Consider the following 11781-nt stretch of genomic DNA (forward strand, 5'->3'; position numbering starts at 1 on the left):
GCAAGATTCCCCCTCTACAATGAAGGAAAATGATACCTGGAGGGATTTATGCATGCCGAAAACCGCGATACTTCATACCAAAAACCTGTGTAAAACCTATTCCACCGGCAGCGAGCAATTCCACGCCATCCGAAATATTGATTTGGACATCTACCAAGGGGATTTCACCGTAATTATGGGAGATTCCGGGTCGGGAAAATCAACGCTGCTCTACTTGCTTAGCGGTTTGGACACGGTCACCGCAGGTGAAGTCCATTTCAGCCAGCAGCGTATGGACAGCTTCTCCGAGAAGGAGCTTTCCGGGCTGAGAGCTGGGAAAATCGGATATATCTATCAGAACAGCAATCTTGTGCCTGATCTGACACTGCTGGAAAATATCGCTTTACCCGGCTATGTTGCAGCAAGGCCACGGCGTGAAGTGAAGCAGAAAGCCTTGTCGCTGATGAAGGCCATGAGCATTGAAGAGCAGCAGCACCGGCTGCCAGCTGAGGTGTCCGGGGGCCAGCAGCAAAGAGCTGCTATTGCGCGGGCATTAATCAATACACCTGAGATCATTTTTGCAGATGAGCCGACAGGAAGCCTGAATTATGATCAGGGCGTTGCGGTACTCGATATTTTGACAAGCATGAATGCCGAGGGACAATCCATCGTCATGGTCACTCATGATATCAAATCGGCCTGCCGTGCGAACCGGCTGATCTTTATCCGCGATGGTCAGGTTGGCGGCGTGCTGGAGCTTGGTGCTTTTACCCCTGATCAGCTGCAGGACAGAGAGTCCCTCATCTTCTCCTACATCTCCCGTGAAGGGAGCCTTACGTAATGCATGCAATAATGACGATTTGCTGGGGGAATCTGAGGAAACGCAAAGTGCAGAACAGTCTGATTGCGCTGCTTATTCTGCTGTCCACGCTGCTGACGAACACCGCGATAACCGTTATTTCCAACTCGGAAGATCTTTACGAAGGCCTGCATCGCGACACTAAAGGCTCCCATGAACTACTAATGTTCAGCAGAGGTCTTCATAATCCGCAGAAGTCAGCCCAGTGGTGGTCCCAGCAGGATGGCGTAACGGCATCCGTGCTGCTGCCTTACAAGCCTTTGGCAGGAGTCAAACACCGCGGAGAAGATATCCCCAACCTGTATTTGTATATGATGAATACACCGGACCGGCCTTTTGGCACAGATGAGCTTGTATTTGCCCAAGGACCGGAGACTGCTCATCCTGAACAGGGTACGATTTGGATTCCAACCTCGCTCGCCTATAAATATAATGTTTCCATTGGTGACGAACTTCAGTTTAAGACAGGTAATACTCCTCTTAGCTTAACTGTATCTGCTGTCGTGATCGACCTTCCGCTGGGAGGACCCTTTTCCACAACAGCGCGGATCTGGATGAACAGCAGCGACTACCAGCAGGATCTAAGCTCTGTTCAAGACACAGATTCATATATTCTGGGACTCCGTTTCGCTGACTACAGCCAGCGTGCTGATTATTGGGAGCGGTTTGAAAAATTTCTGGGCACGCCATTTATGGAAGAGATGAACAGCTATGAGCAAATTTCAGCTTTCTACTTTATCATGAACAAAATCATCGGTTTTGTCATGAGCTTCCTTGGCATTGTAATGATGCTGGTTGCCTTGTTTACGATCAGCTTTACGATTTCGGATGCAATTCTGGCCAATTACAAAACCATCGGGATTTTTAAATCCATGGGTCTGACTTCAAGGCAGATTATTGGCACCTACGTTGCCCAGTACAGTTTTCTTGCACTGCTGTCCATCCTGCCCGGGCTATGGATCAGCCGCTTTTTATCGGGAGTGATTATTGAACAGTCTCTATCCTTCTTAAAGACTGATTATTCCTCGATTCGGCTCCAAGGAGCTTGGACTGATTGGATGGTCGGAGCAGGGATGCTGCTGCTGATTCTTGTATGCGTGTGGATTTATGCCAGCAAAACCCGTTCCATCCAGCCGATGCAGGCCATTCGTTATGGCATGTCTGAAGCTTCGCACAGCAGCCTTGGCAAACGTTCGAAAGGCCGGGGAAAGCGGGGCCATGAGTTTGAACGCTGGCCGGTTCCTGCTGTCATCGGGCTGAGAAATGTAACCAAAAATCTTAAGGGCTCTATCCTGATGCTTATTCTGACCACCATTACAACGTCAGTGCTGGTCTTCGGCTTCGTCCTCTTGAACAGCATCTATCAAATGCAGAAAACCTCGCCGCTCTGGGGTTATGATGCCTCTGATATTGTTGTCATGGTCGTGAACGAAGCGGATTTCGACCGTGAAGCTCTGAATGCCGAGGTTAAGGCCGATCCCGCTATCCTAAACCTTAACTGGGCGGGCCAATCCATCGGCGTTGTGTCTGCGGAAACCATGCGAAGCTCCGGGAAGGTGGACGATGCTTCACAATCCCTCAGCATTCCGCTTAATGCCGTAGAAGGGAGTCTGGATGAGGTGGGCTTCGCCTCCATAAACGGCAGAAATCCGGTCAACCGGAATGAAATATCCATCGGCATCAACATCTCCAGGCAGCTCGGGAAAGAACTCGGAGATGTTATAGAGCTGTATGTTGAAGGAGAGCGGCACACCTTCACAGTGACCGGCATTTATCAGTCCATTGCCAATATGTCCAATCAAGCCAGAATAACCTCGGATGCGCTCACCCAGTTTCACCCTGATACAGCTTACTTGAATTTAATAAACGACAATGATGCAGATAAGATAGTGCAGCAGCTGAATGACAAATACGGCCCCGGGATTCAGGCCATCAAACAGCAAACTCTGCTCGATTCGGTATTCAAGGAAGCTACGGCGGTACTGATCATTCCGATGAGCATTCTGAGCCTGCTGTTTCTGCTGGTCACCTGCCTCATTATTTACAGTACCTGCCGGATTCATATCCGCAAGGAAACCAAGACCTATGGCATCTACAAATCCATCGGGCTGACTTCGAATAACATCCGGGGCGCAGTAACCTGGAGCATTGTGGCACTGTCCGCGGCCGGGGCCGCTCTCGGCATCGGCTGCGGGGTATTCCTCCTCCCCGGCATATTAAGAGGGCTGCTCTCCTCCTATGGTATTGTCAAGCTGCCGCTCCTAATGCAGTGGGCTGGCATCTCCTTCCTCGCTTTGCTTAGTATAACCGTGGCCGGTCTCGGCTGCTGGATCGCCTCCAGCGTTATCCGCAGCACTTCACCACGGGTTCTGGTCACGGAATAACAGCAGCTATTTGAATAATCCATTGAACCGCCCTTTTGCGGACCGCTGGGTTTAGTAGATAACAGCAAACAGACAGCAAGCCAGCTCAAATGTCGAGCTGGCTTGCTGTCTAAAAGAGGGTATTCGGGTGCATCAGAAGGAGATACTGTCCCCGGGAAGCAGAGAATACAGTCCCGTAAATCCTTCTTCCTCCAGGATGGAAAGCACCTGATCCGTCTGCTTCTTAGGGGCATGAACCAGCACTGTGCGGCGGCTTGGAACAGCCCGCAGCATCCGGCGGATGTCAGGAAGGCCTTGATGCACCTTGTAGCGGATCAGTGAAACCTTACAGCCGCCGCTGCCTTGCTGCCCAAGCAGGTTGCGGCCAAAGCTGCCTTCAGGCAAATGGCCTGTAAAAATCACATGGCTGCCGGGAACATCAAGCTGCTGCCGGTAATACCACTGGGCTGTAGGAGACTGGAGCAGTGCGTCGTTCGTGAAGATTATCTTATTCTTCCGCTGCCTCAGTGCCTCCTTCCGTTCGGAAGGAACAGAGACTGCTTTCAAGTTCCTGCTGTTCAGGAGCCGGTCAATGCTGCCGGGAGCCTCATCTCTCAGCCAACCTGAACGGGTTCGCAGCGCTCTGAGCGGAGCCAGCAGAGCTTCCTCCACCACAAGCTGCGCTTGTGGAAACCGCTCAGCAGCCCAGATGAGCAGCTCCTGGCCCCGGCCTTGCAGCGGCATGGGCAGCAGCACACAGCCGCCGCCTTCTAAAGTATCCCGGACCGCAGTCTCCAGCTGCAGCAGTTTCACTTGCTGCTCTGCGGGATCCGCTCCGTAGGCGGCGTCGATGATGGCCAGATCGGCTTCTCCTTGCTCCCTGCCTGCCTCAGGCCCGGACAAGAACAGCGCCTGTGGCCGGTCCACAGCCAGCAGCTGCGACTCCTCGGTGTAATCACCGGAGAAGTAGACCGTCTTCCCCTCCCATTCCAGGGCAAGCCATACTGCACCAGCCAAATGTCCGGTTCGCCCCCACTGCACACGCAGGCCGGGTGCAACGTTCAGCCAGGTGCGGGGTCCGGCCTGCTCGTCCAGAAACATAAATTCCATCGCCTGCTTGTCTTCATCTCCATAAGGCAGCCCGGCTGACTCAGCGGCCGTATATCTGCTCCACGCCTCGAAATAGCCGGGCAGCTGCCTGAAGGTATCGCGTGTTGTCCATACTTTCCCTTTATAGCCATATTTATAAAGCAGCGGAAGGGCCATCGAATGGTCCTCATGGGCATGGGATAGAAAGACCGCTTGAAGCTGCGGAATAACCGCGGCATCCAGCAGCGGATACTCTCCTTTCCCTTCCTTCTTCACACCACAATCGAGCAAAATACAGGATTCCTTACCCTGTAAAAGGTAGGAGGAGCGCCCATGCTCCCCGGCGCCCCCCCATATGGTCAGCTTGGTCATAGTTGTCTCCGCTTTCTGTCTGGACTTAAGTATTGAATTACAAGCAGCAATGCAGTTGTAACGCCTACAGAGATTACGGCCATTGCCATGCCCATCGCCACTGCGCCCTGTTCAAACTGGGCAAAGATATAAGTCGCCGACGTCTGCATCGACGGCGGCAAAATCAGCAGCGAGGCCACCAATTCACGGCCGGAAATGGTGAAGGTCATCATCCAGCCAGCCGCCATTCCGGGAAGAATGAGCGGCAGCAGGATACGGCGGAACACGTAAGCCTTACTTCCGCCAAATACCTGCCCCGCCTGCATCAGGGAGGAATCAATCTGCCCGTAGCTGGCCTTGACATACTGCACGGTGTAGGGAAGGAACAGCACGACATAGGTTAGCACGACCATCCCATAGGTGTTATAGAGCGGGACCGGCATCCAACGGGCATTCCACAGGAGGATCAGCCCAACGACAAGGACAATGCCCGGAACTGTGTTCGGCAGCAGGCTGAACAGATCGGTCCATTTTTGCCGCCATGCTGTGCCCTTGCCAATGATCAGCGCGAGCCATGTGCCAAGAATTACTGCGATGCTCGAAGCAACAATCGCCAGGCTGAAGCTGTTGATCAGTGCCTGAAGGCCTGGTGAGCCTGGAGAGAGCAGCTCAGCATAATGGCTTAACGTCAGATTCCCCCACGACAGCCCCTCCCCGCGCAGCTTCAATAATGATGCGGTAATAATGGAGAAATACGGGACTCCGACGGAAGCGAGCAGCAGCAGCACAATATACCCCCAGCTGAAGAAGCCCAAGGCTCCCTTTGCGGCGTAATGCTTGCTGCGTATCCCTTTCCCGCCCACCAGGCGGTAAGAATAGCGGCTGCTGATGATCGTCTGGATATACCAGAGGATCAGGCAGACTCCGAGCAGCAGGCTGGCCAGTGAAGTCGCTTTGCCGAAATCAATCGGCCAGCTGGAAATATATTTGTGAATTTCCGAGGTCAGAACATAAAACCCGATTTTGCGCCCGAAGGTCGCAGGTGTCCCGAATTCGGCAATTGTCTTAACAAAGATCAGCAGCACACCAAGCCCGTAGCTCGATAACAGCAAGGGTACAATAACTCTTCTAACCTTGTAAAAGAATGGAGCGCCATGAACCGAAGCCGCCTCCTCCAACCCGCCCCCGATCTGCAGCAGTGCATTGCGCAGCAGCAGATAGAGGAAAGGAAACAGATGCAGGCTCATAATCAGCACCATCCCCCCATAGCTGAAGAAATAAGGGGTCAGCGCTGCAGAAGACGGAAGAACCTGCTCCATATAGCCACCAGTTTGCATAAATAACATCCACCCCATGGAACCGATGTAAGGCGGTGTCATGAACGGAATCAGCAGGACAACATCCAGCCAGGCGTGGCGCCCGATGTCACTCTTGGCCATAATCCAGGCCAGCGGCAAGGCGAACACTGTAGTCAAGGCGACTACGCTTGCTCCAAGACCCAGAGAATTCAGCAGCACCTTCATTAGCCCGCTGTTTCCGGTAATGGTCCTGAGCGGTGCGGTGATATCGAGTTTTTGACCAGAATAAATGCTAGTCCAGAAGATCAGAAGCAGCGGCAGCAGCACCAGAATAACCAGTATACACAAAGCAAGGCTGCTGCTCACCCACTTAAATGAGCGTAAAGCGTTAATTTTCATTCCGCTTATTTGAACAGATCCGTGAATGTTGTGGACACTTCATCGCCATGTTCGTTCATCCAATCCCATTTCACGTCAAAGGTTTTGATCCCATCCAGATTGGCGCGGTTCTCCGCCTTCACATCGCTTCTTCCCGGCAGCAGGTACGCCTTGGCTACGAGTGCCTGGGCTTCATCGGAAAGCAGATAATTAATAAATGCTTTGGCGTTGTCCACATTTGCACTCGTCTTAATAATGGCCGCCGGACGCGGGCTGATCACTGTGCCTTCAGCCGGATACACGATATCCACCGGTTCTCCATCCGCTTTGGCTTTGTAGGCCATATAATCAACTCCTGCGGCAACCACGGATTTGGCACCGGTAATTACCGGATCCAGTGCTTCCTGATTCGCGCCTGCCATCGCCACCCCATTTGCCTTATATTGCTTGAACAGATCCCAGCCGCTGTCTCCCTGAGCACTCAGGTAACCGGTCATGAAATCCAGTGCCGAGCCGGAGAGCGAAGGATCGGGGATGTTGACCAGGCCCTTCCATTCCGGCTGGCCCAGGTCAGACCAGGAAGCCGGCGGTGTGGTTACTTTCTTGGTGTTATAGACAATTCCCAGTGCGGACGCACTGTAGCTGAAGTAATTCCCTTCCGCATCCGACCAGTCACTGACAAGTTTGCCGGCATTCACCGCTTCTTGATAAGGAAGCAATAATCCGTCGTTTTTCATGCCCTGCATGGAAGGCAGGGAGGCAAGAACCACCACATCGACCACCGGGTTGGATTTCTCCGCCTCCATCCGAGCAAGAATCTTGCCTGTGGTGCCCTGGAACATTTCCACTTTGACTCCGGTCTTCGCTTCGAACCCTACTTTTATTTTATTCGCCAGTCCCTCAGGTCCAGCGCTGTATACCACAAGACTGCCGCTAAGCGTATTCTCTGCCGGTGGTGAGGCTTGTTCAGTAGCAGAAGAAGTATTATTGTTTTTGGTCTTGCTGTCGTTCGCTTTAGCGTTAGCCTCAGGTGTATTGGAGGAACCGCAGCCAGCCAGGCTGATGCTTAGTACGGCAGTCAAAAGAACGGAACCTAGTTTGCTTTTTTTAATGAAATTCAAGGGAAGACCTCCTAATAATAATTGTGATTAGTTCAGATGGTGAATGTGCTCCTGTGAGGCGTAGACCTGAATGCTCTCACCCACCGTTAAACGGTGTGAATGATAAGCCGTCCAGGTGCCCATTCCCTGCATCTCCAGAATGACCTCATAGCGGTCACCCATATAGCTGACATGCCGGATGATTCCGGTAAATGCCTGAGAGGTTCCCTCCCTGTCGATCCAGCGTAGTTGCTCCGGCCGAAGCATTTGCTTCCCGGGGACAATCCAGTTTGACCTGCCGATAAAGCGGGCCACAAAGGGCTCAGCCGGCTTCTTGTAAATTTCCTCGGGGGCACCAGTCTGCAGGATGCTTCCGCCATGCATGACAACCACCTCATCCGACATGGACATCGCTTCGGTCTGGTCATGTGTCACGTACAGTGCGGTGATGCCCATGTCCTTCACCAGTGAGAGCAGCTCCAGCCGCATCTCATCCCGGAGGACGGCATCCAGCGCACTGAGTGGTTCATCGAACAACACCAGCCTGGGCCGGGTCACCACCGCTCTGGCAAAAGCGACCCGCTGCTGCTGACCGCCGGACAGCTGATGGGGAAACCGCAGCTCCAGTCCTTCCAGTCTTACGCTGCGTAGCGCTTCCTGCACCCGGCTGCGCAGCTCCTTCTTCTGCCGCGATGCCCGCAGCCCAAACGCTACATTCTCAAAGACACTCAGATGCGGCCAAAGCGCAAAATCTTGAAAGACCATGCCGAAATTCCGGCGGTGAATCGGCTGGCTGATCTTCCGGCTGCTGGAGAAAATAAGTTCCCCGTCAGCCACAATTTCTCCGGCATCCGGTGTTTCCAGTCCTGCAAGCAGACGAAGCAGGGTGGTTTTACCGCAGCCCGAAGGCCCAAGCAACGTGGTAAAGCTTCCTGCCGCAATGGTCAGATCGGCAGGCTTCAGGGCATGCACGTCACCGAATTTCTTTTCCAGTCCGCTAATGATAAGCTGCTTCATTCTCATGTACCTGCCTGTTCTTAACTTATAAAAAGATAATGACTGCACTAAAGTAAGGTTGCTATGAACATGTCCTTAGTTTATAGGCAAACAATTCCCGCAATATTTGCCGGGTGTAACGCCGATATTAACTTTTTCACCGATTTATTTTAACATTCATAGAATTTTTCTATGTTATCGTTTAGCTAGCAGACGAGGGAGTGAATAGAAATGAACCTGAATTTGATTAAGCTGCAGATCGTAGAACTGCTCCATAAACACAGGAAAATCACGACAGTAGCCGAAGAACTGGGACTGAAGCAGCCTACAGTGACTTATCATTTGAAGAATTTGGAGCAGCAGCTCGGGGAGAAGCTTTTTGAGTCGAGAATGGATAAAATGATCCTGACGGAAAGCGGCAAGGCGTTTCTTCATTATGCCGTCAAAATCAATGCACTGGCCGCAGAGGCCGAGCGGGTAGTGAAGGAGTTCAATAATGCAGGCCGCGGCACGCTCAAAATCGGCGCAAGTTATGTGCCGGCCACGTATATTCTCCCCCAAATCCTGGGCCAGTTCGGAGAGCAGCATCCGGGAACAACGATTTCGTTATCGGTTAAGCCCTCCCCTGTAATTAAAGAGATGCTGGTGAATCATGAAATTGATCTGGGCATATTGTCCACCGAATCCTTTTATGTGCCAACTTTGCACAGCCAATCCTTATGTGAAGATGAGCTTGTACTGGTATTCGCACCCACTCATGAATTTGCAGCTCAGACCAGGCTTAGTCCGTCCGAGATCGCGTCGGCCCATTTTATTCTGCATGATATGGAATCGAGCACACGCCAGTTGACCAACAAATGGTTTGAACGATCCGGCGTAACGCCAAGAGCCCATATCCTGCTCGATTCACTGGAGGCGATCAAGCAATCGCTTATGGGCGGCAGACATGTATCCTTTATTTCGCGGCTTGCCGTGGAGGATGAGGTGGCGAGGGGAAAATTAATGATGCGGACTATTCCGGACTACAATTTTCAGCGGCATATCTTCTACTCCTATAATCGCGACCGCCACTATTCCCCGCTGATCGGCTTGTTCATCGACCTGATCCGCACGATCCGCATCTGAAGGCGAGACAAGCAGAAAGCGACTCGAACATCGTGATAGGAGATAGAGTTATTGAGGGCAGAGTGGTTGGGAGCAGGGTGATTTGGGGGCAGAGTGATTCGGGCAGAGTGATTCGGGCAGAGTGATTCGGGCAGAGTGATTCGGGCAGAGTGATTCGGGCAGAGGTTGAGTGCAGAGTGAAATGTTGCGGACCGAGGCGCCCTTATTCACATATATACGCCTCATTAAGCCACCTTTCGGACTGAGATGCAGCTATTTGCTCAAATCACCTCCAAAAATACGATGCTGGAGCATAATAACGGCTATACGGTCCGCGAACCCGGAGAAATGAACAGATACACATAAATAAGAGCTATACAGTCCGCAGCCTGCGCGGGAGTTTGGTTTGAGCGGAGATTGGTTTGCGCTGGATTGGCTTGGGCGGAGCTTATCCTGCTATGCGGGTTGGTTTAAGCGGGGGATTAGCTTGCGCACGGATTGACCTGCTTAGAGGCTTGGCTCGGGCGGGATTGGCCTGCTCAGGGATTGGTTTGCGCGGGTGATTAGCTTGCGGGCGGATTGACCTGCTTAGAGGCTTGGCTCGGGCGGGATTGGCCTGCTCAGGGATTGGTTTGCGCGGGTGCGCGAGATTGGCTCGGGCGGGATTGACCTGTTTAGGGAATGGCCTATGTCGGGGATTACCTTGCTCAGAGGCTTGACCGGGCAGATTGGCCTGCTCAGAAATCCCCCTGCACAAGGGATTGACCCCTCCCGCGTCACGGCCTTCACCAGCTGTAAAATGCGTGCTTATCCGGGGACGCGGGCAACAAAAAAACGGCATTTCTGCCGTTTTGGAATAACTGTTCAAGGTTCAGCTTACTTACGAAGCTTTCTTGCCGTATGCATACACCTTATTCCCCCATACATATATCGTTCCGTCCTTGCCAATGATGATTGGAGACCGTGCGTCTGTGTTAATGGGCAAGCTCCAGTTGATCTTTTTAGTCTTCATATTGATGGAGCTAATGTAAGCGCCACCGTATAGACTATCATATCCGCTAAATACAATATTCTGGCTGCTGTCAAGGATGAGCCCAGGTACGGAATACGGATAAAAGCGGTAGACCTTGCCTTTGACAGTCGGCTGAAAACTCCAGAGCAGCTTGCCGGCAGGACTGTACACATGCTGTGCAAAAACAATATGCCCATCCTTGCTGATGGAAGCTGGAATCTGGTTGCCGATATGGCCCGCTTCTACGCTGATGGTCTTGGTGATCTTCCCGGCGGTATTGATTATATACAAGTTGTTGTCCCCGCCATAGGGTTCACCGCTCACATAGAAATTGTTGTTGTAATAGACAGGAGCATACGGATTAATACCTTTATACTTTGTGCTGGACAACAATACTCCCTGCTTGCTGATCTTTAAAAATTGGGCATCCGTGAATTCGGCCATCATCGCTCTTGAACTATAAGGTCTCATGAATCCCTTGGATATCGACAAGTATACGTTGTCCTTCACAATTAGAGGAGCAGAGAAATTTACAGGGACCGTCTCCGTGTCCGAAACCATTGTGTTGTTGAACTTGGTTTCACCACTCGCATTCATGCCGATCAGCTTCACATTTTCCGTATATCTCTTCGATCCGCTTGCTTGAGTAAAGTACGATAGCGCAAGCGCCACATAGCCGTCATCGCCTACGGTGATATTGCCGAGTCTCATTACATATTCGTATGTATTTTCCCAAAGCAGCTCTCCGGCGATAGTGTATTTGGATACAATCGCCGTTCTGTCGTTCAGCCTAGAAGAATCCGTCAGCTCCCGGCCGTCGAGCGAGCTTGATACGATCAGAAACTTATCGTTGGACAGGTTGAGTGTATTCGCCTCTACGCCCTTTATTTCCTTGGACCAGAGGATCTCGCCGCTTGCCCGGAGTGACGTTAATTTCACTACCCGCACTCCTTCGGACAGAACATACAAAATACCTGCTGAATCAATAACCACCTGCTTAATTTCTCCTGTGAACGGAACCGCCCACTTCAACTCCGGCTTGGCTAACGGTGCAGCATAACTGGATTGCCGGGGCCCATTATCACTCGGATAGACAGAATTCGCAGCTGCTCCCACTCCAGGAACCAAGCTCCCCATTACAAGCACGAACAATATTGAACATAAAACAGCCTTCTTCAATCCCATTTCCCCCATAACACATTAGATCTCTATGCGAAAACTACTTCATCTGTCAAACTCTGGTTGCATAGGA

8 protein-coding genes are annotated in these 11781 nt (G+C 51.9%); 3 read left to right on the forward strand and 5 right to left on the reverse strand.

Features of this window, described 5'->3' with window-relative positions:
- The first annotated feature begins 52 nt into the window (after nucleotides 1–52).
- Nucleotides 53–820, forward strand: a complete 768-nt coding sequence (locus NYE29_RS33100; RefSeq protein ID WP_076113126.1) for an ABC transporter ATP-binding protein — start codon at nucleotides 53–55, stop codon at nucleotides 818–820.
- The gene (locus NYE29_RS33105; RefSeq protein ID WP_076113125.1) at nucleotides 820–3222 is read left to right on the forward strand and encodes an ABC transporter permease; all 2403 of its coding nucleotides are present in this window, start codon (nucleotides 820–822) and stop codon (nucleotides 3220–3222) included. Before NYE29_RS33100 ends, NYE29_RS33105 begins: the two co-directional genes overlap by 1 nt.
- Nucleotides 3223–3354: 132 nt before the next feature.
- On the opposite strand, the gene NYE29_RS33110 is transcribed toward NYE29_RS33105, so the two are convergent.
- Genes NYE29_RS33110 through NYE29_RS33125 form a run of 4 tightly spaced genes read right to left on the reverse strand, consistent with a single transcriptional unit; the run spans nucleotide 3355 to nucleotide 8434 of the window.
- On the reverse strand, nucleotides 3355–4662 hold the full coding sequence (locus NYE29_RS33110; protein ID WP_076113124.1) for an MBL fold metallo-hydrolase: 1308 nt from the start codon (nucleotides 4660–4662) through the stop codon (nucleotides 3355–3357).
- Nucleotides 4659–6338, reverse strand: coding sequence for an ABC transporter permease (locus NYE29_RS33115; RefSeq protein WP_076113123.1), 1680 nt, complete (start codon nucleotides 6336–6338; stop codon nucleotides 4659–4661). Before NYE29_RS33115 ends, NYE29_RS33110 begins: the two co-directional genes overlap by 4 nt.
- A 5-nt stretch (nucleotides 6339–6343) precedes the next feature.
- Nucleotides 6344–7438, reverse strand: coding sequence for an ABC transporter substrate-binding protein (locus NYE29_RS33120; protein ID WP_340899336.1), 1095 nt, complete (start codon nucleotides 7436–7438; stop codon nucleotides 6344–6346).
- 27 nt (nucleotides 7439–7465) lie between these two features.
- A complete protein-coding gene (locus tag NYE29_RS33125; protein WP_038589253.1) occupies nucleotides 7466–8434 on the reverse strand; it encodes an ABC transporter ATP-binding protein in 969 nt (322 codons plus the stop codon).
- A 210-nt stretch (nucleotides 8435–8644) separates the two neighbouring features.
- Here NYE29_RS33125 and NYE29_RS33130 point away from each other — a divergent pair, with 210 nt between their 5' ends.
- The gene (locus NYE29_RS33130; protein ID WP_076113121.1) at nucleotides 8645–9538 is read left to right on the forward strand and encodes a LysR family transcriptional regulator; all 894 of its coding nucleotides are present in this window, start codon (nucleotides 8645–8647) and stop codon (nucleotides 9536–9538) included.
- Between the two features lie 859 nt (nucleotides 9539–10397).
- Here NYE29_RS33130 and NYE29_RS33135 read toward each other — a convergent pair.
- Nucleotides 10398–11666, reverse strand: a complete 1269-nt coding sequence (locus NYE29_RS33135) for a hypothetical protein (RefSeq protein ID WP_340899339.1) — start codon at nucleotides 11664–11666, stop codon at nucleotides 10398–10400.
- Nucleotides 11667–11781: the final 115 nt, after the last annotated feature.

The sequence above is a fragment of the Paenibacillus sp. FSL M7-1046 genome, assembly GCF_038007405.1.
GTDB lineage: Bacteria > Bacillota > Bacilli > Paenibacillales > Paenibacillaceae > Paenibacillus_AQ.

What these genes read in the sequence shown, in the direction of transcription:
- NYE29_RS33100 (WP_076113126.1), top strand. Translation starts at nt 53, where the DNA reads ATGCCGAAAACCGCGATACTTCATACCAAAAACCTGTGTAAAACCTAT.
- NYE29_RS33105 (WP_076113125.1), top strand. Translation starts at nt 820, where the DNA reads ATGCATGCAATAATGACGATTTGCTGGGGGAATCTGAGGAAACGCAAA.
- NYE29_RS33110 (WP_076113124.1), bottom strand. Translation starts at nt 4,662, where the DNA reads ATGACCAAGCTGACCATATGGGGGGGCGCCGGGGAGCATGGGCGCTCC.
- NYE29_RS33115 (WP_076113123.1), bottom strand. Translation starts at nt 6,338, where the DNA reads ATGAAAATTAACGCTTTACGCTCATTTAAGTGGGTGAGCAGCAGCCTT.
- NYE29_RS33125 (WP_038589253.1), bottom strand. Translation starts at nt 8,434, where the DNA reads ATGAAGCAGCTTATCATTAGCGGACTGGAAAAGAAATTCGGTGACGTG.
- NYE29_RS33130 (WP_076113121.1), top strand. Translation starts at nt 8,645, where the DNA reads ATGAACCTGAATTTGATTAAGCTGCAGATCGTAGAACTGCTCCATAAA.
- NYE29_RS33135 (WP_340899339.1), bottom strand. Translation starts at nt 11,666, where the DNA reads ATGGGGAGCTTGGTTCCTGGAGTGGGAGCAGCTGCGAATTCTGTCTAT.